At 64.6% G+C, this 22,239-nt stretch carries 22 protein-coding genes and 1 other RNA gene; 10 read left to right on the top strand and 13 right to left on the bottom strand.

What is annotated here, in order from left to right; genetic code table 11:
• Window positions 1-38: 38 nt before the first annotated feature.
• The 9 genes from AACZ17_RS03590 to ffs all read right to left on the bottom strand — a co-directional run bounded on the left by AACZ17_RS03590 (window position 39) and on the right by ffs (window position 6,613).
• Window positions 39-1,562 carry a vWA domain-containing protein gene (locus AACZ17_RS03590; protein WP_290739211.1) on the bottom strand — a complete coding sequence of 508 codons (1,524 nt, stop codon included), beginning with the start codon at window positions 1,560-1,562 and terminating at the stop codon, window positions 39-41.
• 15 nt (window positions 1,563-1,577) lie between these two features.
• Complete coding sequence (locus tag AACZ17_RS03585) at window positions 1,578-1,931, bottom strand: hypothetical protein (protein ID WP_290739208.1); 354 nt, start codon at window positions 1,929-1,931, stop codon at window positions 1,578-1,580.
• Window positions 1,928-2,377, bottom strand: a complete 450-nt coding sequence (locus tag AACZ17_RS03580; protein WP_290739205.1) for a YcgN family cysteine cluster protein — start codon at window positions 2,375-2,377, stop codon at window positions 1,928-1,930. The genes AACZ17_RS03585 and AACZ17_RS03580 overlap by 4 nt, the downstream gene beginning before the upstream one ends.
• Window positions 2,370-2,642, bottom strand: a complete 273-nt coding sequence (locus tag AACZ17_RS03575) for a YcgL domain-containing protein (RefSeq protein ID WP_290739202.1) — start codon at window positions 2,640-2,642, stop codon at window positions 2,370-2,372. Before AACZ17_RS03575 ends, AACZ17_RS03580 begins: the two co-directional genes overlap by 8 nt.
• Window positions 2,639-3,754: a ribonuclease D gene (gene rnd / locus AACZ17_RS03570; protein ID WP_290739198.1), complete on the bottom strand. Its 1,116-nt coding sequence runs from the start codon at window positions 3,752-3,754 to the stop codon at window positions 2,639-2,641. Before rnd ends, AACZ17_RS03575 begins: the two co-directional genes overlap by 4 nt.
• Window positions 3,755-4,363, bottom strand: a complete 609-nt coding sequence (recR, locus tag AACZ17_RS03565) for a recombination mediator RecR (RefSeq protein ID WP_290739196.1) — start codon at window positions 4,361-4,363, stop codon at window positions 3,755-3,757.
• A 7-nt stretch (window positions 4,364-4,370) separates the two neighbouring features.
• Window positions 4,371-4,691 carry a YbaB/EbfC family nucleoid-associated protein gene (locus AACZ17_RS03560; RefSeq protein WP_290739193.1) on the bottom strand — a complete coding sequence of 107 codons (321 nt, stop codon included), beginning with the start codon at window positions 4,689-4,691 and terminating at the stop codon, window positions 4,371-4,373.
• Window positions 4,692-4,700: 9 nt separating this feature from the next.
• Window positions 4,701-6,437, bottom strand: coding sequence for a DNA polymerase III subunit gamma/tau (gene dnaX / locus AACZ17_RS03555; protein ID WP_290739189.1), 1,737 nt, complete (start codon window positions 6,435-6,437; stop codon window positions 4,701-4,703).
• Window positions 6,438-6,516: 79 nt separating this feature from the next.
• An RNA gene (ffs, locus tag AACZ17_RS03550) (signal recognition particle sRNA small type) lies at window positions 6,517-6,613 on the bottom strand.
• 175 nt (window positions 6,614-6,788) lie between these two features.
• On the opposite strand from ffs, the gene AACZ17_RS03545 reads away from it, so the two are divergent.
• The 7 genes from AACZ17_RS03545 (at window position 6,789) to AACZ17_RS03515 (ending at window position 14,084) form a co-directional block, all read left to right on the top strand.
• A complete protein-coding gene (locus tag AACZ17_RS03545) occupies window positions 6,789-7,907 on the top strand; it encodes an efflux RND transporter periplasmic adaptor subunit (RefSeq protein ID WP_290739187.1) in 1,119 nt (372 codons plus the stop codon).
• Between the two features lie 2 nt (window positions 7,908-7,909).
• Complete coding sequence (locus tag AACZ17_RS03540) at window positions 7,910-11,041, top strand: efflux RND transporter permease subunit (RefSeq protein WP_290739185.1); 3,132 nt, start codon at window positions 7,910-7,912, stop codon at window positions 11,039-11,041.
• A complete protein-coding gene (locus AACZ17_RS03535) occupies window positions 11,038-11,655 on the top strand; it encodes a TetR/AcrR family transcriptional regulator (protein WP_290739183.1) in 618 nt (205 codons plus the stop codon). Before AACZ17_RS03540 ends, AACZ17_RS03535 begins: the two co-directional genes overlap by 4 nt.
• A gap of 59 nt (window positions 11,656-11,714) precedes the next feature.
• Window positions 11,715-12,032 carry a thioredoxin family protein gene (locus AACZ17_RS03530; protein WP_290739181.1) on the top strand — a complete coding sequence of 106 codons (318 nt, stop codon included), beginning with the start codon at window positions 11,715-11,717 and terminating at the stop codon, window positions 12,030-12,032.
• A 13-nt stretch (window positions 12,033-12,045) separates the two neighbouring features.
• Window positions 12,046-13,266: a methyltransferase gene (locus AACZ17_RS03525; protein ID WP_290739180.1), complete on the top strand. Its 1,221-nt coding sequence runs from the start codon at window positions 12,046-12,048 to the stop codon at window positions 13,264-13,266.
• Window positions 13,259-13,678: a VanZ family protein gene (locus AACZ17_RS03520; protein WP_290739178.1), complete on the top strand. Its 420-nt coding sequence runs from the start codon at window positions 13,259-13,261 to the stop codon at window positions 13,676-13,678. The genes AACZ17_RS03525 and AACZ17_RS03520 overlap by 8 nt, the downstream gene beginning before the upstream one ends.
• A gap of 67 nt (window positions 13,679-13,745) precedes the next feature.
• A complete protein-coding gene (locus AACZ17_RS03515) occupies window positions 13,746-14,084 on the top strand; it encodes a hypothetical protein (protein WP_290739176.1) in 339 nt (112 codons plus the stop codon).
• Here the strand turns inward: AACZ17_RS03515 and AACZ17_RS03510 are convergent.
• On the bottom strand, window positions 14,081-14,557 hold the full coding sequence (locus tag AACZ17_RS03510; RefSeq protein WP_290739175.1) for a hypothetical protein: 477 nt from the start codon (window positions 14,555-14,557) through the stop codon (window positions 14,081-14,083). The two genes, AACZ17_RS03515 and AACZ17_RS03510, sit on opposite strands and share 4 nt — an antisense overlap.
• Before the next feature lie 143 nt (window positions 14,558-14,700).
• Between AACZ17_RS03510 and AACZ17_RS03505 the strand changes: the two genes are divergently transcribed.
• The 3 genes from AACZ17_RS03505 to AACZ17_RS03495 all read left to right on the top strand — a co-directional run bounded on the left by AACZ17_RS03505 (window position 14,701) and on the right by AACZ17_RS03495 (window position 18,113).
• Window positions 14,701-16,161: an SDR family NAD(P)-dependent oxidoreductase gene (locus AACZ17_RS03505; protein ID WP_290739173.1), complete on the top strand. Its 1,461-nt coding sequence runs from the start codon at window positions 14,701-14,703 to the stop codon at window positions 16,159-16,161.
• A 92-nt stretch (window positions 16,162-16,253) separates the two neighbouring features.
• Entirely contained in the window at window positions 16,254-17,408 is a 1,155-nt protein-coding gene (locus AACZ17_RS03500) for an epoxide hydrolase family protein (RefSeq protein ID WP_290739171.1), read from the top strand.
• A gap of 27 nt (window positions 17,409-17,435) precedes the next feature.
• Window positions 17,436-18,113 (top strand): PaaI family thioesterase, encoded by a 678-nt coding sequence (locus AACZ17_RS03495; protein WP_290739168.1) that lies wholly within the window; start codon window positions 17,436-17,438, stop codon window positions 18,111-18,113.
• A 12-nt stretch (window positions 18,114-18,125) separates the two neighbouring features.
• Here AACZ17_RS03495 and AACZ17_RS03490 read toward each other — a convergent pair whose 3' ends face one another.
• From AACZ17_RS03490 to AACZ17_RS03480, 3 genes are all read right to left on the bottom strand, one after another.
• Window positions 18,126-19,265, bottom strand: coding sequence for a hypothetical protein (locus AACZ17_RS03490; RefSeq protein ID WP_290739165.1), 1,140 nt, complete (start codon window positions 19,263-19,265; stop codon window positions 18,126-18,128).
• Between the two features lie 100 nt (window positions 19,266-19,365).
• Entirely contained in the window at window positions 19,366-21,075 is a 1,710-nt protein-coding gene (locus AACZ17_RS03485) for an amidohydrolase family protein (RefSeq protein WP_290739162.1), read from the bottom strand.
• 31 nt (window positions 21,076-21,106) lie between these two features.
• Window positions 21,107-22,234, bottom strand: coding sequence for an acyl-CoA dehydrogenase (locus AACZ17_RS03480; protein WP_290739159.1), 1,128 nt, complete (start codon window positions 22,232-22,234; stop codon window positions 21,107-21,109).
• Window positions 22,235-22,239 lie beyond the last annotated feature (5 nt).

Here is a 22,239-nt window from a genome sequence, read left to right as displayed (position 1 = left end):
AACAAAGCCGCCAAGGGTAGCGAGCGCCGCGCGCCTAATCAAGGGGATTTGCCTTTCCCTTCATCTTCATCCGCCGTGGCGCTCAGCCCGGCCACTACGGTCTCATCCGCGGCGCCACGTGAGGCATCAAAACGACGTTGCCAGATCGCCATCTTGCGCTTGCGACGCCGCCGGTAGACCCACAGGGCAACCGCGACTGCCAGCAACGCGAGAACCGCCAGCGTCAGTGCCGGACGCTGCAAATCCTGTTCCGGCACCATCGGCGGACGGGTGCTGATGGCCGGTGCTGCCTCCTCGGCAATCACCTCGATATAGAGCGGGAGTTCCCGTTGCAGGGTCTCACCGCGCAGCTGCACCAACAGCTGGTATCGCCCACCGCGGTCAAACGCGGGGATGCTGACGCGGTATTCCCCGGTCGCTGGAACCGGATAGCGCCCGGTTACGTCGATCAGCTCGCTGTAATCCTCCGGGCCGGTGATCTGTACCGACAGGGTGAACAGCTGCAGCAGTTCGGGCCGTGCGATCACGCCATCACCGTCGCGCAGGCGGATGCCCAGCTCGGTAACCCGCCCGGCGGGGAGACTGTTGGGCAGAGGGTCGACCTCCAGCTTGAGATCGGAGATGACCGATACCCGACTCCGGGCACCCTCTGGCGCGACCAGTGTCCAGGCGCCACGCTCCGGGGCGGTTACGGTGACCAGGGCAAACTGGCTGCTTTGAAACCAGTCGACTCCGTCGGCATTCTGTTCCGGACGGTACTCGACGCCGTCAGGGCTGGTCAGGGTCACCTCCGCACCGGGCTCCTGCAGGAACACCAGTGCGGTGAACTCGTCCACCGTCTCATCGATCAGGAAAATGTTGCCGACAATCGGCACCCGCGCCGTGGGCGCCACCATCTCCAGCGACTGCACGAAGATCTCTGTCAGTTGCGCCGCTGTACGCGCTTTCTCCGCAATCCCCGTGGTGCTGTTGGCCAGTGCGCGCAGGAAGGTCCAGTCTGCCTCCTCAGAGAGGGCGATGGTGTGCACAGGTATGCCCGTGGCACCCAGTTTGGGCGCCGTCGTGGCGAGCAGGTCACGTGCTGCCGTGGCATTTGCCATTGGCGACGCAGAGAGATCGACCTTGCCATCGGTCAACAGCACCACGCTGGTGCGGTAGGTGGGATCCATGCTGCCGATATCGTAGGTGGCCGCGGCCAGTGCCGCGGGAATATTGGTGCGCTGCCCGGAGTTGTCGATGCGGGCCACGGCCTCCAGAGCGCGCTCCCGCCAGCGGGCATCGACCACCTGGTGCGGGACAATCTGCTGTACGTCTTCACCGAATATCCAGACGCCGGCACGGGCGCCATCGGGCAGGAGGCGGACGATCAGCTCAAGTGCAGGGCCGCGCAGGTTGTCGGGATCGGACTCTTTCATGCTCCCCGAAATATCGATGAGCAGGCGCAGGTCCGGCTGTGGGCCGATGGGGGGTTGCGCGTGGAGCGCAGCCGGTGTGCCAAGCAGCACGGCAAGAAACAGGAAAATACGTGGGAATAATGCTTTGCTTCCAAACTGAACGGACATAACAGCTCCTCCGGATCATTGATCGCCAGGTGCATGCCGTGCGCGGCGCAACACGGTTATTCTCAATAGCAGGGTGACTACCAACGCGAGCCCCAACGCTGCAACCAGCGGGCGCACTGCGTGGGCGGCGGCCTCGGGGCCCGCTGTCAGCAGCTGGAACGCAGCCACGATAAGCGCGGGGGCAAACGTATCCACCCCCTCATAGGGATAGGCCGGCGTCATCAGCAGCGCGGCACCTGCCAGCAGCAGCAGCCAGCGCCAGGCCGGTGACCAGACCCGCCGCAGCCACCAGAACATCGCGACCAGCGCCAGCAGGGCCGTCCCCAGGTAAACCAGCGTGGCGATCAGGTAGTCCGGCTGTTCCGTCATCGCGTGCCCTCCTCTACCCAGTGCACAATCTGCTCTTCATAGCTGTCGGGATGCACATGCAGCTCCGAGACTACACGCCCGCGCACGGAAATGCCCGCCCTGTGCACCGTGGCAGCATCGCCGGACAACAGCGGGTGCCAGGGATGCAGTGGCTCCCCACGCGCGCGCAGGCGATAGGCACAGGTGGCAGGCAACCAGCTCAGCGCGTCCGCGATATTGGCCGGACCCAGTGTAATACAGTCCGCAACCAGACTGCTTCGATGCCGGTAATCGCGACAGCGACAGGTCTCGGTATCGAGATAACGGCAGCTCACCCGGGTGTAGAACACCTCGCCACTGTCGGCATCCTCCAGTTTGTGCAGACAACAGCGGGCGCAGCCATCGCAGAGCGCCTCCCATTGCGCCGCATCGAGGGATTCCAGCGGCTGCTCCCACCACTCAGTCACGGGCGCTCTCCCGTTGTGTGTACACGGCGTCCGCAGGGGGCATTTGCAGGAAAAACCCCTGCGACTCAATACCGGCCAGGACGTCGGCGGCGTTTACGCGCGCCAGCTTGCGCATTGGCGAGATCGCCAGCACCAGTACAGGCTGCGGTTCGCCGAAGCGCGCGAGCAGCGCCTCGGGCACGCGCGCACAGCCCTCCGCCTTGTCCACGTAAAGGTACATTTCAGGTTTCAGCGGGCTGCGGAACACCTGGCAGATACGCGTCACGACGCCCTCTCCCGCAACCGTTGGCGCAGGGGCACGATCACCCGCTCGTGGCGCCAGCCGGACCAGCTCGGTGGCTCTTCCAGCGCCTCGCCCCGGTGCTGCCGCAGCAGGAGTTCGTAGTCACGGGCGGCAAGCAATGCCTCGGGCACGGTGCCGAGTTCGGCAGCGATCTCCCTGGACCACTGCTTCAACGCCTGCAGGGACTTGCGCCCGACGGGATCCAGCGGCTGTGGCAGACGCTGCGGCAGCGCGTCCTCCGGGAGTTCACGCTGCGCAGCCAGCAGCTGCAGCAGCGCCGCACCATCACGGCGTAGCGAACCCGGGCTCAGTAGACCGAGTTTTTCCAGCGATGTATGTGACTGCGGGTCTTTTTCCGCGAGCCCGAGGCAGGTAGCGTCGTCAATAATCCAGCCACGCGGCTTGTCCCGCTGGCGGGCTGTCGCCTCGCGCCAGGCGCACAGTGCGTACAGGCGCCCTGTCGCGCGGCGGTCCAGCTTCCAGGCCGACTTGATCCTGGATACGCCGTGGTCGCCGGGCGCGCGAAAGGCCGCGAGTGCATCGGCCCCGTCCGCAAGCACCCACGCCAGCTTGCCCTGCGTCTCACAGTCAGCCGCCAGCCGATGCCACAGGGGCAACAGATGGGCCACATCCTGCGCTGCGTACTCACACTGTGCAGCAGTGAGCGGACGCTGCAGCCAGTCTGAGCGGGTCTCTTCCTTGGGCACATCAACGCCCTCACAGGCCAACACCAGAGCGCGGTAGCCCATACCAAAGCCCAGATTCAGCAATCCTGCGGCGCGCTGGGTGTCGAACAGCGGCTCGGGCAGCACACCCAACCAGCGATCGAACACTTCGAGGTCTTCGCTTGGGGAGTGAAGCACCTTGACCGTCTCCGGCGCTTGCAGCAGCGCCCTCAGTGCTTGCAGATCACTCACCTGCAGGGGATCCACCAGCCAGGCCTCCTCGCCAAAGCACAGCTGCACCAGCGCCACCTGCGGGTAGAAGGTGCTGCGACGCATGAATTCAGTATCAACCGCAACCGCGGGTGCCCCCCTGAAGCGCTCCAACAAAGCTCGTAGCGCATCGTCAGATTCAATCAACTGCCAGCGCATTCAGCCGTCTCCACTCATCTGGCGTCGGCCACTGAACGCGTGTGCCAGCGTATTGCCATCGACATATTCCAGTTCGCCACCCAGCGGCACGCCGTGGGCAATGCGTGAAACCCGAATGCCCCTGGGCAGCAGCATATCCGACAGATAGTAGGCGGTTGCCTCACCCTCCACCGTCGGGTTGGTGGCCAGAATGACTTCGGTGATGCCCTCATCAATCACCCGCTGCTGGAACCTGTCGAGACCAATCTCGGCAGGGCCTATGCCGTCGATGGGCGACAGGTGCCCCATCAATACGAAATACAGGCCGCGGTAACTGCCGCTCTGCTCGACAGCGAGCACGTCTGCCGGGGTTTCCAGCACGCATATGGTCTGTCGGTCGCGGCGTTGATCACTGCAGATTTCGCAGACATCGTGTTCACTGAAGTTCCTGCACAGGGAGCAGTGATCAATGCGGTCCATCGCGACACGCAGTGCCTCGGCCAGTGCCAGTGCGCCGGCGCGGTCGCGCTCAAGCAGGTGCATCGACATGCGCTGGGCGGACTTCGGGCCAACGCCGGGCAGGCAGCGCAGGGCATCGATCAACTGTGCCAGAACGGGGCTGAACTTCATGGCGAGGTCAAAACGGCAACTTGAAACCGGGGGGCAGGTTGAGCCCGGCGGCCAGACCCGCCATGGACTCCCGGTTCTGCTCTTCCACCCGGCGCACGGCATCGTTGACCGCCGCTGCGAGCAGGTCCTCCAATACCTCGCGCGACTCGCTGAGGACGCTGTCGTCTATGCGCACGCGCTTGACATCGTGGCGACCATTCATCGTCACCCGCACCAGGCCCGCGGCCGCCTCGCCGATCACCTCTTTCTGTGCCAGTTCTTCCTGTGCCTTTTGCATGTCGGCCTGCATTTTCTGCGCCTGTTGCATCAGGTCGGTAATGCCTTTCATGTCGTGTCCTCAGGGTTCCAGGGGCGTGATGGAGGTGCGATCCAGTTCGCCATCAAAACGCTGGATCAGCCGTTGCACACGCGCGTCAGACTCGATCGCCGCCTCAGCGGCGCGCTGCCTTTCCTGCTTGTGTCGCGCGATGCGCATCGCCGGCGTTTCCGTGGTGGGGCGCCCCGGCTCTATGGACACTGACACCGGTGTATCGAAGTAGTTCTGCAATGCCAGCCGGATGCGCTCTGCGTGTCCCGGGTTGAACAGTCCCATCTGGTTGTCGTCGAGTACAAAGCGAAAGTCGCTGCCCTGCTGCGCCTCGAGTGCGCAGTGTGAAGCGATGCTCAGGACCATGCCAGCAAGACCCAGTCGATCCAGCAGGTCCGGCCAGTCGGCACAGGCGGTAAGGGCCGGTGGACTGGCGCGGTCGAGCTGCAGCCGCGCGCCGGCGGCCTTGGGCGGTTCCCCAGCGGGCACCGATGCCACTGTCGGGGACTCAGCCGCCGCAGGAGGCTCAGCCGCTGCAGGCGATTCGACACCTGCCACCGCAGCCTGCTCAGCAGCTGCGGCAGACTGCGGCGCGGCAGCGCTGCCGTGTTTGGCTGGCCCCGGGCCGGCCGTGCCGGATGCGCCGTCTGCGGATGGAACCAGGCTGCCATCATCGGGGAGAACCAGCGGGCGGAAGGCGAGCATCCGCAAAACCGTCATTTCAAACCCGCTGCGCGGATCAGCGGCATGCGGGAGATCGCGCTTGCCGTTCAGGGCCATCTGGTAGAACAGCTGTGCATCTTCCGCCGTCAGAGACAGGGCCAGACGCGCCACACGCTCACTGTCTCCGCGGCTGTTGTCGGCGTGGTCCGGGAGCATCTGTGCGACCGCAACACGGTGCAGGAGCGACAGCAATTCATCCAGGCCGGACTCAAAGTCCGGTGCATGCTCCGCCATATGCGCCACCGCCGCCAGCGCGGCGGCCGCATCTCCCGCCGCTACCGCCTCCAGCACTGCATAGACGAAGGTCATGTCCACGGTGCCCAACATGCTGCGCACGCCCGCCTCGGTGATCGCCCCCGCGCCGAAGGCAATCGCCTGGTCCGTGAGGCTCAAGGCATCGCGCATACTCCCGTCTGCCGACCGTCCAAGCAGCCACAGTGCGGGCTCCTCGTAGCGAATCATCTCGGCGTCAAGCACCGCGCCCAAATGCGCCGCAATCTGCTCGGGAACCATGTTTTTCAGATTGAATTGCAGACAGCGTGAGAGCACGGTAGCCGGTAGTTTCTGCGGGTCTGTGGTGGCGAGCAGGAACTTGACGTGAGGCGGCGGTTCTTCGAGCGTCTTCAGCAAGGCGTTGAAACTGCTGTTGGACAGCATATGCACTTCGTCAATCAGGTAGACCTTGTAGCGCGAGCGCGTGGGGGCGTATTGCACGTTTTCCAGCAGGTCGCGCGTGTCTTCCACCTTGGTGCGTGAGGCCGCATCCACTTCCAGCAGATCGACACTGCGTCCCTCGGCAATTTCCAGGCAGGAGCTACAGGTCCCACAGGGTTCGGAGCTGACCCCTGCTTCGCAGTTGAGGCTTTTCGCAAGTATGCGTGCGATTGTGGTTTTGCCAACGCCGCGGGTGCCGGTGAACAGGTAGGCGTGGTGGAGCCTGTCGTGATCCAGCGCGTTGACCAGCGCCTGCAATACATGCTCCTGGCCCACCATTTCACTGAACCGACGGGGCCGCCACTTGCGTGCGAGTACCTGATACGACATGTCAAACTGGCCTTGCCGAAAAGCGCAAAGGATACACCACCCCCGGGGACGGGGCACAGGCAATTCGGGAAAGAGGCAACCCGGGCAGCCACACCCCGGCACACGCATCAGTAACTACCGTTGCTCCCTTCCGGGCCTGGCGGGGTTCGCTACCTGGCGTTGCGAGGGGACCACCCGAGTCGCCGGGCGGCATTCTCCCTGAATACCCCGCTGGCTGCAACCGGTCCGTCGCACGAGGCGCCGCACAGTGAGGCCACCGGGGAGATGCAGGTCCTGTGCGGTTGGCGCTTCCCATCAGATGTTAAATCCTCTAACATTGCATGTTAAAGCTATTAACATGCAGGCGTTCACATGCCCCAGGCCCCTCGCTCCCGCTACTCTGTCTTTGTATTCAGCAGCGCCGCTGCCCTTCTGGTGACCACGGTACTCACTGCAGGGATTACGCTGCGTGCAGGCTCGGCCGGGCGAGCTGAGCCTGCTCCCCTTCCGGTTACCGTGCTGCCGTTTGCCGAGGAGCAGAGTTACCGCGAGACGCTGCGACTCTCGGGCCTGGTCCAGGCCAAGGCCCGGGCGCAGCTCGCCTTCGAGATACCCGGCCTGCTGCTGGCGCTTGAGGCTGAGGAAGGCCTCGCGGTGACCGCCGGACAGGTGCTTGGACAGCTGGATACACGCCAGCTACAGGCGCAAAGGGATGTGGCAGCGGCTGACCTGGCCAGTATCGACGCGGAACTGCAGCTGGCCCGCCTGCGCCTCGAGCGCAGTGCACGACTGCGGGAGAGCGGTGCGGTGTCAGCGCAGGAGTATGACGAAACACGCCTGACCGCAGAGGCGCTCGCCAGCCGCCGGTCCGCCCTGCTTGCGCGGCTGGAAAGCCTGGACATCAACCTGGAAAAATCCGCCCTGCGCGCACCCTATGACGGCGTCGTCGCAGCGCGCCATCTGGACCCGGGCACCGTGCTGCAGGCTGGAGAGCCGGTTCTGCAGCTTGTCTCCGTTGACAGTCTGGAAGCCCGCATCGGCATCCCTGCGAGCCACCTTGATGAACTCGAGCCCGGACAAAGCTACCTCCTGAACCTGCGCAACGGCGACGTCAATGCCACGCTGCGGGCGCTGCGCCGTGACATCGACACCCGCACACACACAGCCCTGGCAGTGTTTGACCTGCCACCGACCGCGACGGTGCTGGATGGTGAAACCGTCAGCCTGAGCCTGGAGCGCAGCGTGCGGGCGCGCGGCGGCTGGGTGCCCATCAGCGCACTGCTCGAGGGTGAACGGGGTGCCTGGACCGTGCTGCGGATCAGCCAGCGGCAGGACGGGGCCCAGGTGGCGCTGCGTGAAGCGGTGGAAGTGCTGTCCGTCGACGACAACAGAGCCTTTGTGCGGGGCAGCCTGCGGGACGGCCAGCCTGTGGTCGCAGACGGTGTACATCGCATCGCCGCAGGCACCGCCGTACAGGCGCTGGAGGGCTGACCATGCTGGCTCGCCTGCTCTACAACAACACCCGGTATTTTACCCTGCTGGTGCTGGTGATTCTGGCCGTAGGGATCGCCAGTTTGCGCTCCATTGCGCGGCAGGAAGACCCGACCATCACCAACTTTGTCGCCCACGTGACAACGTTTTACCCGGGGGCAGACCCCGCTCGCGTCGAGGCGATCATCACGCGGCCGTTGGAGGACGCCCTGCGCCAGATCGCGGAAATCGACGAGCTCAACTCAAGCTCGGCGACCGGGGTCTCCAGTCTCACCGTCTCCCTGGTGGAGAGCCTCTCCGATACCGACATCGAGCGCAGCTGGTCGGAGATTCGGGATGCACTGGCAGATGCTGCAGCGCAGTTTCCGCCGGGTGCCAGCACCCCATTGTTCGATGACGACCGGCTGAAATCCTACACCATGCTGGTGGCGTTGCGGGCTGAAACCGCGAACACCGCGCCGCTCTCGTTGCTACACCGTATCGCACTGGATTTTGCCGACGCCGCACGCAATTTTGATGGCACCGAGCGGGTCGATCTCTTCGGTGAGCCTCGCGAGGAGATTCGCGTTGCCATCGATGAAGTGGCGCTGGCGAGCACAGGCCTGAGCGCAGCGGACGTCGCTGCCGCCCTGCACGGCGCCGACCCGCGCGTCGCCGCCGGACGCAGCACCGGGCACGGTAACGATTTCCTCATTGAAATCGACGGCACGTTTGACGGCACCGCGCAAATCCGCGACGTGCTGCTGCGGACCACGGCGGAGGGCGGCACGATCCGAGTCGGCGATATCGCGGAGGTGTATCGCGCACAGGCCACCCCGCCGGATTCCCGGGTGCTGGTCAAAGGCGTCGAGGGCATTCTGATCGGCGTTGCCATGAAAGATGGCCTGCAAGTCGACCGCTGGGCCGCGGACTTCAGCACATTCCTTGAGGGTTACCGGGCGCTGGCGCCTCAGGGTGTCAGCATCGAAGTCAGCTACGACCAGAGCGTATATACCGAGGAGCGCCTGCGCAGTGTGGTGGGTAATCTGGCGCTCGGTGTTGTGCTGGTGCTGCTGGTACTGCTGTTCACCATGGGCTGGCGTGCCGCCGTGGTGGTCGCATGCATTCTGCCCCTGTGCACACTGTTTTCGATCACTGTGCTCTATCACTCGGGAATCGCGATCCACCAGATGTCCGTCACCGGCCTGGTCGTTGCGCTGGGCCTGCTGGTCGACGGCTCGATTGTGATGACCGATGAAATCCGCAAGCGTCTGGTCGACCACGGCGACAGCCCGCTCTCCTCCATCACCGGTGCCGTATCCCGCCTGCGCATTCCCCTGCTCTCCTCCACGGTGACCACGGTGCTCGCTTTCACCCCGATGGTCATCCTGCCCGGGCCCGCAGGAGACTTCATGGGTTCGATAGCCATCGCCGTCGTGATTATGCTGACGGGTTCGCTGCTGCTGGCACTGATCGTCACCCCGGTGCTCGCTGCATGGCTGTTGCCCAGGGGACTGGCGCGCAGCGGACATTGGTGGGAGATGGGCATTGACAGCGGCACGCCCGGTGCATTGCTGGTGCGCGCATTGGACTGGTCGCTGCAACATCCGGCCAGCTCGGTGGCCCTGGCGCTGGTCTTGCCGGTCACCGGCTTTCTGACCTTCCCCACGCTCACCGCACAGTTCTTCCCGGGCACCGACCGGGACCAGATGTACCTGCAGGTCAAGCTGCCCGACGGGCGATCCATTGACGACACCACCGCCCTGGTCCAGCGGCTCGACCAGGACCTGCGCCGGGAGCCGCTGGTGCGGCGGGTGGACTGGACCATTGGCGAGAGCGCACCGCCGTTCTACTACAACATGTTCCGCACCCGCGAAGCGATGCCCAGCTGGGCGGAGGCACTGGTACTGACGACCGATGCCCGCGCGACCGATGACCTCATCCGCCGACTGCAGCGCGCTGTTGATCGGGACTACCCGGAGGCCCGCATCATCGTCCGTGGCATCGACCAGGGACCGCCCGTGATGGCGCCGCTGGAAGTCGAGGTCTATGGCGATAATCTTGATGTGCTGCGCGAACTCGGCGAGGCGTTCCGGTTGCGCATGGAGCAACTCCGGGATGTCACCCACACCAATACCAGCCTCGCTGCCGGGGCACCAAAGTGGGTATTCCACGGCGACACCATGCGCATGGAGATGGCGGGCGTCAGCCAGCGCGATGTCGCGACCGCCCTGGAAGCGGCACTGCAGGGCATCAGCGGCGGCGAAGTGCTCGAGGGAACAGAACGGCTGCCGGTCGTCGCCCGGCTGGACGAAGCGCGCTGGCATAGCCCCGGAGATGTCGGCAGCCTGCACCTGCCTTTGCGCGGCGGTGCCGGCGACAACGGCCTGCCCGGCGTGACCCTGCACAGCCTGGGGAGCTTCTCGCTGGAGCCTGCCCGCAGCCCCATCAGTCGCAAACAGGGTGAACGCACCAATACGGTACAGGCTTACCTGACCCGCGGCGTACTGCCCGAGGAGGCACTTGAGCAGCTGCGCACGGACCTGTTGGCCAACCCGATTGCCATGCCCGAAGGCTATCGCTATGGCTTTGGTGGCGACAGTGACGAACGCGCCGGTGTGGTCAATGAGATCATGGCACCGATGGGGATGATTGTCGCACTGCTGATCGCCACCATCGTCCTGACCTTCAATTCCTGGCGACTGTCCGCTGTCGCGGGGGTCGTCTGCGTCTGCTCCATCGGGCTCAGCCTGCTGTCGCTGGCGATTTTCCAGTATCCCTTCGGCATTCAGGCTCTGATCGGCGTTATTGGATCGATCGGGGTATCGATCAACGCCGCGATTATCATTATGACGGCGCTGCAGGAAGACAGTGGCGCCATGAGCGGTGGCCGCTATGCCGTGCGACGCGTCGTCATGGATTCCAGTCGGCACATCACCTCGACCACAGTCACGACCTTCGGCGGCTTCCTGCCGCTGATCCTGGAGGGCAGCCAGTTCTGGCCGCCCTTCGCCATGTCCATCGCCGGGGGTGTTCTGCTGTCCACAGTGGTATCGTTCTTCCTGGTGCCACAATTGTTCGTGCTACTCAAACACGGCAAGGCTCACACAGAAGCGCAATCCACGCCCTCGACGCCGAAGGATGTGATCTCATGAACAGCCGGGCAACCGCCTATCACCATGGCGACCTGCGCAACGCCCTGATTCTCGCCGCCGCCGAGCTGATCGAGGAGCGGGGCAGCGCAGACTTCGCCATGGTGGATGCTGCGCGCCGTGCCGGCGTCAGCAGCGCGGCGCCCTATCGGCATTTCCGCGACAAGACAGCGCTGCTCGACGCCGTCATCGACTTCGCCTTCTTCGCCCTGGGCGAGCAGGTACAAACGGCAGTGCAGACGCAGCCTCCCGGCAGTGCCGAGGCCATCATCGCCATCGGCAAAGCCTATATCCGCTTCATGCGCGAGCACCGCGCCTTCTACGGTCTGATGTGGGGAGACGCCGGGATACGCGCGCTACAGGAGCGGCCCAGTGACGAACGCAGCGCCGCCGGGTTCTACGTGTTGATGTCGGCGGTGGAGGCCTGGTGCGCACAAAATCCTGTCGATGAACGCGATGTGCTGCAGCTGTCTATCAAACTGTGGTCGATGGCGCATGGGCTTGCAGGTATTGCCCTGTATGGTCACGTGGAGCGCTTCCTGCCCCAGGCAGACGTTTTCTCACTCCTGGAGAGCAGCACGCATACCTTTCTCGAAGGCTTGCGCAAGCGCTGCTGACCGCGTGCCCGGAGATTCGGTATAGTGGCAGCGCCCACAGACAGCCGCAGAGAAAAACCATGACGCGCAACACAAGCTACTCACCGCAGGCCCCCGATCGGGCATCGCTGGAGGACAGCGAAGGTGATCTGCTCCTTGAATTCGGCACCGACTGGTGTGGCCACTGCCAGGCCGCGCAAGCGGGCATTGCCCGGGCACTCAGCCAGCACCCCGCGCTGACCCACCTGAAAATCGAAGACGGCAAGGGCCGCCCACTGGGTCGCTCCTACAGCGTCAAACTGTGGCCGACGCTGATCCTGTTGCGCAACGGGCAGGAAATTGCCCGCTGTGTGCGCCCGTTGGAGGCCGCCGATGTAAACCGGCTGCTGCAGGCCTGACGGCACAGCGGCGGTGAGCAACGCAGCGCCAACGTGCTGGGCAGAACGGTTTCGCGCGCTCGACGCACTGCTTTATCGCTATCGCCCTCTGTGGCAGCTGCGGCCCTTTCACCACCGTTCGCTGCCCTGGTGGGAAACCGAAACGACACTCGCCGAAGCGCTGCACGCACTGGATGAAGCCCAGTTGACGGTGCTGGAAGGCGATATGGAGCGCCGTCTGCGCTGGTTGCGCCCCTGGCTGGGCGACGCGGCCGATCGGCTGTCACAGCTCGTGGCGTTGCCCGAGCTGCCAGGTCGTCGTCTGGATATTCCAGCGCGCCTCGACACCGGGGTACCCGGGCGTAAATGGCAGCAGATTACGGCGTTCGTTGCGCGGATGGCGCCGGGGGAGGAACACCCGGTGCTGGAATGGTGCGCCGGCAAGGGGCACCTCGGCCGCCTGCTCGCGGTGGCCGACCAACGGCATGTTGTCAGCCTGGAACATAACGCGATGCTCTGCGCGCAGGGCCAGCGCCTCGCCGCAGGCTGGGCCGCCCCGATGCAATTTCACGCAGTCGATGTGCTGGGCGATGCCGCCGCACACTTCCTGCCCGCCAACGGCCACGCCGTGGCACTGCATGCCTGCGGCGACCTGCACACGCGGCTCATGACACTCTGGCTGAGCAGCCGCTGTGAGCGCCTGACCCTGTCTCCCTGCTGCTACGACGCGATCGCCGGCGAGCGCTATCGCCCCCTATCCCACGAGGCCGCCAGCAGCGGTCTCCGCTTGACCCGCGCGGACCTGCAATTCACCCAGCAGGAAAGTGTCACCGGAGGCCGCGCCACGCAACGCAGGCGTCAACGTGAGGTCCTGTGGCGCCTGGCTTTCGATGAATGGCAGCGCAGCGTCACCGGCATAGACCGCTACCTGCCGCTCCCGGCCGTGCCCTACAATATCACGCGCGGGAGCTTTGGCGGTTTTCTGCGCACGGCCGCCGCCCTCAAGGCACTGCCACCGGTAGAGAATGTCGATGAACACCACTGGCTGCTACGGGGCATGCAGCGTCGCGACCTGGTGCGCCGTATTGAGCTGGTTGCCCATGCGTTTCGTCGCCCGCTGGAAATATGGCTGGTGCTGGACCGGGCGCTGCTGCTCCAGGAACAGGGCGCCGACGTGCGCCTGGGCACCTTTTGTGACTACGCGCTGACCCCCCGCAACCTGTTGCTCGATGCCCGGCAGGTACAGCATGCGTGACCCCCGAAAACTGCATCGCCTGCAGTATCAGGCCCTGGGAATGCTCGGCGTTACCACCCTGCTGCTATTGCTGCCGGGCGAAGTGTTGAGTCTGCTCGAAGGCTGGTTACCCACGATCGAAGCGCCCGTACTGCAGACCGGCTCATCGGATAAACTCGTACACGGGGTGCTGTTCGCACTGTGCGGCTTTACCGCGATGCGCGCCTGGGGCCGCAGCGCCGAGCGCTGGATCTACGTATTCCTCGCATTGTCCGGTTATGGCGCCGCCACCGAGATCCTGCAGCTCGCGGTACCGGGACGGGCCGCGAGTGCCGGCGATTTGCTCGCAGACGTACTGGGCGTGCTCGCGGGCATTGCCCTTGGCTATCACCGCAACCGGCGCCGGGAAAGCGCCCCGGCCACAGGCCTGTGAAATTTCGGTGGGAGCGCTATACTCACCGGTTTTGGATGCTCAAGAGGCGTTACGGCAGGCGCAGCTCATGGTAAAGAAGCTCCCCGACAAAGCGGATCTACGCGCCGATCTCGACCGCGAGACACAGCGGTTCCTGCGGGAAGGTGGGGAAGTAAAATCTGTGCCGCCGGGTGTCAGTGGCAAGGACCCCCTCGCCCCGCCGCTGTATCTGACGCGCCGGCTGTTTGCCGAACCACGCGCGGAGCGCACACTGGTACCCGAGGTTGTCGCCGCCATAGAGGAACGCCGGAAGGCATTGCAGAAGCGGCAGCCAGCCAGCAAGGGAAGCGCGCGACCCCGGCCGCGGCGGAAGATCCTCTACGATGACTTCGGTGAGCCACTGCGCCAGGTCTGGGTTGACGACTAGGGCTGCCCTGCCTCGGGATTCTCGCCGGATCCGGGCTCAAGTCCTTCCGCCATACCCTGCCCTCCTTCGGCGGTGAGCGCGAAGCGGTTTTGCGGTATGTACACCGTGAGCCGCTGGCCGGCGATCAACTCACCGGCGCGCAACGCCTTGCCATCAATGACTGCGCGCCACTTGGGCCCCACCCGAACCGTGGTTTCATGCCCCTGACTGCCATCCACGTGCACTGTGCGCAGGGTCATCCGGTTGCCCGTCACGCGCACGACGTCAACCTCAGCCTGGGCGTACAGGGTACCGTCACGCGCATAGATACCGCGACAGATCTGCCCGATATCCGGGTAGCTTCTGTGCACCGCCGGCGACCACTGCAGCGTTTCGCAGGTCGGCAGGCGGGTTTCGATATCGTACTGGGCCTGTGACAGACCGCCGACAAGCGTGCAGCACAGCCCGATCACACCAGCACCCATCCTCTTCATGACGTCCTCCACTGAATCGCGTACGACCACCGCAACATCGCGGCACCCTGCTCCGCCGCCTGGCGTCTATACTGTGACGAGGCAGGCAATCTACTGCAGGGTTGACATCGTATACAGACTAACTTCTATACGGGATTTCTACCATGATTGAACTGCATGAGAAAATCGATGTGCCCCGTCCGGTCCGCGAGGCGTTCGACTACGTGAAGGACTTTCGCACGACGCAGGAGTGGGATGCAACGGCCAGTGCTGCGGAGAAGCTGTCCGCAGGGCCTGTTGAGGTGGGTACACGCTTCCGCGTGACCTGCGACATGCCGGTTGGCTCGGTTGACCTGCTGTATACCGTCACGCACCTCGAGCAGGACAAATCCATCGAACTGCACGGCAGCTGCCGGCTGTTCGAGGTGAACGACGTCATCCATTTCTCATCGTCGTCGGCCGGCACACATATCGACTACCGGGCCACCTTCAATTTCCACGTACCCCTGGGCCCAACGGTGGCAGCACTGCGCAAAGGTATGGAAAAAATGGGCTACGAGTCCGTGCAGGGGTTGAAGACGGCGCTGGAGGACAACTACCCCGCACCGACAGTGTCGGCAAGCAATGCGCGGGCTGACCGCTGGGTCTTGCCCGGCGTCGCGCGCTTCAGCCGACGGGGCTACACACTGGGCAAACGCCACTGGAACCCCATGTCGGCCTGGATGGGCGACAAGCACGCGGTGATTACCGGGGCCACGTCCGGGCTGGGACTGGCAACAGCGCGTTCGCTTGCCGAGCGCGGCGCAGCGCTGACGCTGGTGATTCGTAACGAGTCACGTGCACAGGACCTCGTCAACACCCTGCAGCGAGAGACCGGCAACCCGAATATTTCGGTCGAGATCGCCGACCTGAGCCTGATGTCCGAGGTCCAGCGTCTGGTCGAGCGACTGCTGCGCACGGGCCGACCGATCGATGTACTGGTCAACAACGCGGGCGCGCTGTTCAACGAGCGTGCGGAAACTGCGGAAGGGCTGGAGCAGAGTTTCGCCTTGTTGTTGCTCTCACCCTACCGGCTTACCCTGGGGGTCAAGCCCCTGTTGCAGGCTGCGCCGCAAGCGCGCGTGATCAACGTGGTATCGGGCGGCATGTACACGCAACCCCTGAAGGTTCGCTGGCTTCAGGCCCGGGAACAGAACTACTCGGGCAGCGTTGCCTATGCGCGCTGCAAGCGCGCGCTGATGGTGCTCTCCGAGCAGTGGGCCGATGCCTGGAAGGATGAGAATATCGTCGTCAACGCCATGCACCCCGGTTGGGCGGATACACCCGGAGTGGAATCGGCCCTGCCCGGTTTCCACCGTATCACCCGGCGTATTCTGCGCAGCCCGGAGGAAGGTGCGGACACCATCGTCTGGCTCGCCGTCGCGACTGAGGCGGCAAAAGTCACTGGTGCGCTGTTCCTCGACCGCGAGCCACGCACCACGCATCTGCTGAGCAAGACCGAGGACGACGCGCAGGAGCGTGAGGCGCTGCAACCCTACCTCGACTCCATTTCGGTAACGGCACCGCGCAAAGGCCGAGCGACGCGCAGCGCCGGCAGCAGCAAGCGGGTGGCGGCGGCTGGTTAAACCGCTATACCGCGCGACGGGTTTGTTACCGCCGCTGCTTGCATCGACAGGTTCCTCTGGCTACGGTAGAGCGCTTCCTTGAGGGTTCTACCATGTCTGATACCACCGTTCTGCCATTCACTGTCGATATTCCCGACGCCGATCTGGACGATTTGCGGCGCCGCCTGAGCACCGCCCGCTGGCCTGACCCGGAAACCTGCGAGGACTGGAGCCAGGGCATCCCGCTCGCCTATACGCAGGAACTGGCGCAGTACTGGGCACAGGACTATGACTGGCGGCGCTGCGAAGCGGAACTGAACCGCTGGCCGCAATTCCGTACACGCCTCGGCGGCATCGACATCCACTTTCTGCACTGCCGTTCACCCCACCCCGACGCACTGCCGCTGATTATCTCCCACGGTTGGCCCGGATCAGTGCTGGAGTTCCGTCATATCATAGCTGCGCTGGTCGACCCGGTCGCCCACGGCGGCGACGCAGCGGATGCATTCCATGTCGTGATCCCCTCACTGCCGGGCTACGGTTTCTCGGGCAAACCAGCGGCCACCGGGACCTCCGTCGAAGTGATTGGACGCCTGTGGGGTGAGCTGATGGCGCGCCTCGGCTACGAGCGCTACGTTGCCCAGGGTGGCGACTGGGGCAGTATGATCACACAGAGCATCGGGCAGACCGAAACCCGCCACTGCGCGGGCATTCACATCACCATGCCCATCGTGTCACCCGACCCCGACACGATGAACAACCTGACAGCGAACGAGCAGTCCGCGCTTGACGGCATGACGTATTACGCACAGTGGGACTCTGGCTACTCAAAGCAGCAGTCTACCCGGCCGCAGACCCTGGGCTACGGACTCGCCGACTCACCGGTGGGGCAGATGGCGTGGATCATCGAAAAGTTCTGGGCCTGGACGGACTGCGAGCGCAGCGGCGTCAAACATCCCGAGAACGTGATCAGCCGCGATGAACTGCTGGACAACGTGATGCTCTACTGGCTGAACAACACCGGGGCGAGTTCCGCACGCCTGTACTGGGAGAGTTTCAACAATCCCTCTATGGACCCGATCACGATGCCCACCGGCTGCTCCATCTTTCCGAAAGAGATTTTTCGCAGCAGCCGACGCTGGGCGGAGCAGCGTTTCCACAACCTTATTCACTGGAACGAGCTGTCCAGTGGCGGGCACTTCGCCGCCCTGGAACAGCCGGAAGTGCTGGTCAATGAACTGCGCACCTGCTTCCGCAGCCTGCGCTGACGCACACGACACAACAGGACCCCATGCATGTTCGACAACCGCGACCGGAGCAAGGCGGTATTCAGCCCCTTTGCTTCCGAAGAAGTGTCACCCCCTTTCTCGCCACACTGGGAGGCCAAACGCAGGGCGGCGGAGGCGCTGCGTGCGCTGACTGAAACCCTGGTAACCAGTGATGCGGATACCGAGGGCCTGAATGCCCTGGCACAGCGCCTTGAGCGGGAAAGCGCGGCGCTCGGTGCCCAACCGCGCCTCTACGGCTTGGAGGCCTTCATCGCCGACGGGAAACACGGTGGCCACGGAGAGGTGAACCATGAGCTGAACGCGCTGGGCGGGTGGAGCAATCCCCTCTCACCGGCGCTCAATATGTGGCTGAAGGGGCGTGAAGCCTTCGGCACGGTACGCTGCGGCTACGCCTACGAAGGCCCACCCGGGTTTATTCACGGCGGCTTTATCGCTGCCATTTTCGACCAGTTTCTCGGTATGGCACAGCTGGCGGGAAACAACCCGGGCATGACCGGCACCTTGACCGTGCGCTACCACCGGCCGACACCGCTGAACACCGACCTGTCGCTGCGCGCGACGCTACAGGGTTCCACCGGGCGCAAAACCGTGGTTACGGGCGAAATGCTGATGGCGGGTGAGGTCACGGCAAGCTGTGAGGGGCTGTTTATCAGGCCACAGAAAGCGCTGTTGAGTACGCCCTGAGGTGCTTAGCCCTCAGCCGTCAAAACTCTCACTGGTGTTCAGGCTGGCAGAAAACGGCACCGGCGTGAAACGCCTGGGTGTGTCCTGCTCCCCCGGTCTGTCCTCCGGCGCCTCGCACCTGCGCCCTGCCGAGGGCACTGCGTAGGCACGACGCGGAAGCGGCTCATCGCGACGCGCAACGCTGAATCCCGGGGTATCCAGCGGGTGCGCCAGGGGTTCTGTCATCTCTGGCTGGGGCGGCACCGGCGCGCCGCCCAGCACCGCGGGCGGCACGGGCCTGCGCCGCCGATCGCCAGCGCGGGCCGCGCGACCTTGAGGTCGTTTCACCGAAACACCGCCACTGCCGATGAACTCCAGGCCCTGCAGCGCCGCATCACTGCCTTCTGCCAGCAGCGCGCGGGGCGCGGCCGGCGCGCTGGCCACCTCGCCCTGCCGTTCCTGCACCTGCCAGTGGGTGTCACCCTGCAGGGCCCGCTGGCGCAGCACTGCGTTGGCGCAATCCCTCCAGCGGCCAAAATGGACGGACAGCGCCGGATCCGGCATACGGTGCTTGCGAAACTCGCGCTGCGCGGCCATGAAGTGCTGCTTGACCGCGCGATAGTGGTAGATATGGTCTTCGGTGTTCAAATGCAGCGCCTGCCCGCCCGCACGAAATATCACCATCTTCGGCGGCAGAACCCCCTGCAGGCTGTGCAGAAGGTCTGCAATGAAGCAGAGCCTGAAGGCATCGTGCTGACTGGTTTTACCCTGCGTGTCACACGGTATGTAGAGGTGGTTGCCCAGCTCTGAATAACCGCGAGTGCGCATTAAAAGCTGGCTGGACGCGGCCAATGGCCCTACGGCGAGCTGGCCGTTGACAATAAACTCCGCGCCGCTGCGCATGGCTGCGAGGGTGTCACTGCGTCGCAGGGCCTCCGGCGCCTCCCAGTCCACCAAGGTCACCTGCCGGCCGTTTCTGGCAAGCACAGCGGCGACCGCGTCCTGACGGCTGGCGCTGTCACCGGGCTCGGCACTGCCCGGGTCCGGTGCAACACCGTGCGCCGGATTCTCGATCGTCAGGCGCTCCATCCAGCTGGCGAAGGGTGACTCCTTGAACAGAACCATATCTTCGGAAGTGAAGGTCAGTGTTCTGTCAACGCTGTAGAGGTACATGGGTGAGGGGCATTCCCTTGTTTGTTGTCACCTGCCGGCGCGAGTAGCGGCACTGCCCCCGCTTTATAGCGAATCGCGGCGCGGGTGTCCACGCCGCTGCCTAGCCGCGCTTGTAGACCAGCGCACCGCCTACCCAGGTCGCGTCCACCTTGAGCTCCCGCATAGCCATGGGGTCGCGCAGCGGACTGCCGTCCAGCAACACCAGATCCGCTAGTTTCCCCGGTTCCAGCGAGCCCCGATTATCCTCCTGGAAGATCTGCCAGGCGGCGTCGATGGTCACCGCACGCAGCGCGGTCATCACATCTACGCGCTGTTCCGGGCCCAGCACGTCACCGGCAAAGGTCTGCCGATGCACCAGGCTCCACGCCGCCTGCAGAGGCCGCATCGGGGTCACCGGGGTATCCATGTGGGAGCTGAAGCGCAGGCCCGCCGTCTGTGCCCAGGCAGCCGGGCTGATCTGTGCTGCACGCTCCGGGCCGATGAAGATGTCGCGGTGGCGGTCACCCCAGAAGAACGTATGGGCCGCGAAAAAGCTCGGCGTCACACCCAGCTCTGCCATGCGCTGGATCTGGTCCTCGCGGGCCATTTGCGCGTGAATCAGGATCAGCCGCGGATCTGCGACGGGATGTTCTGCCTGTGCCGCGGCAAACGCGTCCAGGATGTCGTCGATCGAGGCATCGCCATTACCATGCACCGCAATTTGCTGCCCTGCGGCGTGCAGTGACGCAATCTTCTCGAACAGGCGCTCCCTGGGCACCGCCGCATAGCCCCGGTAATCCGCATCGCCGTGGAACGGCGTGTGATAGGGGCGCGTAAGGTAGCCGGTAAAGCCCTGGATACTGCCGTCTGCGACGATCTTTACCGCACCCACGTCAATGCGCGGTGCAGCGAGGTCGGCGCTGTCGAAGGTACCCGCCGCGATCGCCTCACCGTAGTCATCCTCCATGGGAAAAATCACCAGCCGCAGGGGGATCAGGCCGAGGTGGCTGGCAAGCTTGAACCCGACCACCATCTGCGGCGCCGCACCACCCGCCTGCGCGGTGGTGACGCCGTACTCGCCATACTCGCGCACTGCCGCGCTTACCATGCGCAGGAAATCCAGCGCGCCGAGATCAAGCATGCGCTCGGCCACAGGCAGTCTCGCTGTTTCCTCCAGCAGGCCGGTCAACTCGCCGCTGTCGGGGTCACGCGCAATCACGCCCCCCTCCGGGTCCGGCGTTTCCGGGCCGATGCCCACGGCTTCCAGCGCAAGGCTATTGGCGACCACCATGTGCCCGGAAATGTGCAGGAGCGCGACCGGGCGCCCGGGCGCGACCGCGTCCAGTTCCTCGCGGGTGGGGTGCCGGCGCTCTGCCAGCAGGGTGTCGTCGTAACCGAATCCGGTGACCCACTCGCCTTCCGGCACCACGGCGGCCCTGGCGCGCAGCGCGTCCAGCAGCCCCGCCATATCCTTGATCTCACCAATCGGCGGACTGTTCAGGTCGACGGCGACCGTGTTCATTGCGGAGCCGGGGAAGTGCCCGTGCGCATCAATAAAGCCCGGCATCAGGGTCCGGCCCGCGAGGTCGATCACCTCGGTGCGGTCGTCCACCAAGGCCATGATGTCCTCGTTGCTGCCCAGTGCCTCGATGTGCTCGCCACGCACCGACAGTGCCTGCACGACCCGGTTGTTGGCATCCATCGTGAGGACGTCGCCATTGACGAACACCTGGTGCTCGGGCGGAGCCGGCAAGCGGGTCGCGATCGAAAACAGCGTGAACATGCCCAGGGCGAACGTGAGCCCCAGCAGCACCCAGGTTTTCCAGCTCATAGTGAGGTCTCCGAATAACGATGCCGGGGTTTCATGCCGCAGTGCCTATGACGATATCCGCCAAACGGGCCCGGTGCCACACGCCGTCACCCCACAACATCTGGGAGTGCTTCTGGCGCTTGAAATACAGGTGTACATAGCACTCCCAGGTAAAACCGATGCCGCCGTGGCTCTGTACCGAGCGGCTACTGGCGTAGGCCGCCATGTCACTGGCCGACGCCTTGGCCATGTGTGCGTACTGCGCCGCTTTCTCCGGCTCGCTGTCGCAGGCACAGGCGGCGTTGTAAACCAGGGACTTCGCCTCGTCGATCTGCACCATCACCTCTACCAATGGGTGCTTGATGGCCTGGAAGAAACCCAGCGGCCGGTCGAACTGCTTGCGCGTGCTGACGTATTCCACCGTGGTCTGCAACTGCCACTCGCCGGCACCGACCATATCGGCAGCCACCAGGGTCCAGATCGCCGGCATGGCCTGGTGCAGGGCCGACAGCGCGTTACCACTGACCTCGATGCCCGATGCGCCATCGAACACGATATGCGCCTGATCCCGGGTGAGATCGACAATGCCGTCGGCCTCGGCAGTGACGCCTGCCGCATGGGCGTCCACCCAGAAAAGGCCGTACCCCGCGCCGGTGCTGGCACAGACCAGCAATCGCTCACACTTGCCCGCATCCTGCACGAACCAGGCAGTGCCGTAGAGCCCGCCATCGCGGTATTCGACCTCGGTCGCGGCGGGGTCCCAGGCGCCGTGCCTGTCCGTCAGGGCAAGGGTCGCGGCTTTGCCGGCGGCAATATCTGCCAGTCCCACGGCCCCCGCCTCGCCACAGGCCACCAGCACGTAGGTCGCATTCAGGGTACCCAACAGCGGACAGGGGAAGGCCGCACGACCCACCTCTTCAACCAGCCCGGCGACCGCGGCCACCGGCATGCCGACACCCCCCGCTTCCTCCGGCACGGCGAGCACGGTCCAGCCGAGTTCCACCAACTGCGCCCAGAGCGCCTCATCCCACTGGCAGCTTGGCGCCCGCCCGGGAGTGGGGTCTGCGGCGACCAGCGCATGCAGCCTGTCGGTGGGGAAATGCTCACGGAAAAACTTGCGCGCAGAGTCCTTGAGCAGCGCAGCCTCTTCACCGAAGCCGTAGTTGTTGGGTTGTGTCATCGGTA

This window comes from uncultured Haliea sp., from assembly GCF_963973825.1.
GTDB lineage: Bacteria > Pseudomonadota > Gammaproteobacteria > Pseudomonadales > Halieaceae > Haliea.
Note: the sequence above shows the minus strand (reverse complement) of the source record. Positions and strands in the feature narration are given on the sequence as shown.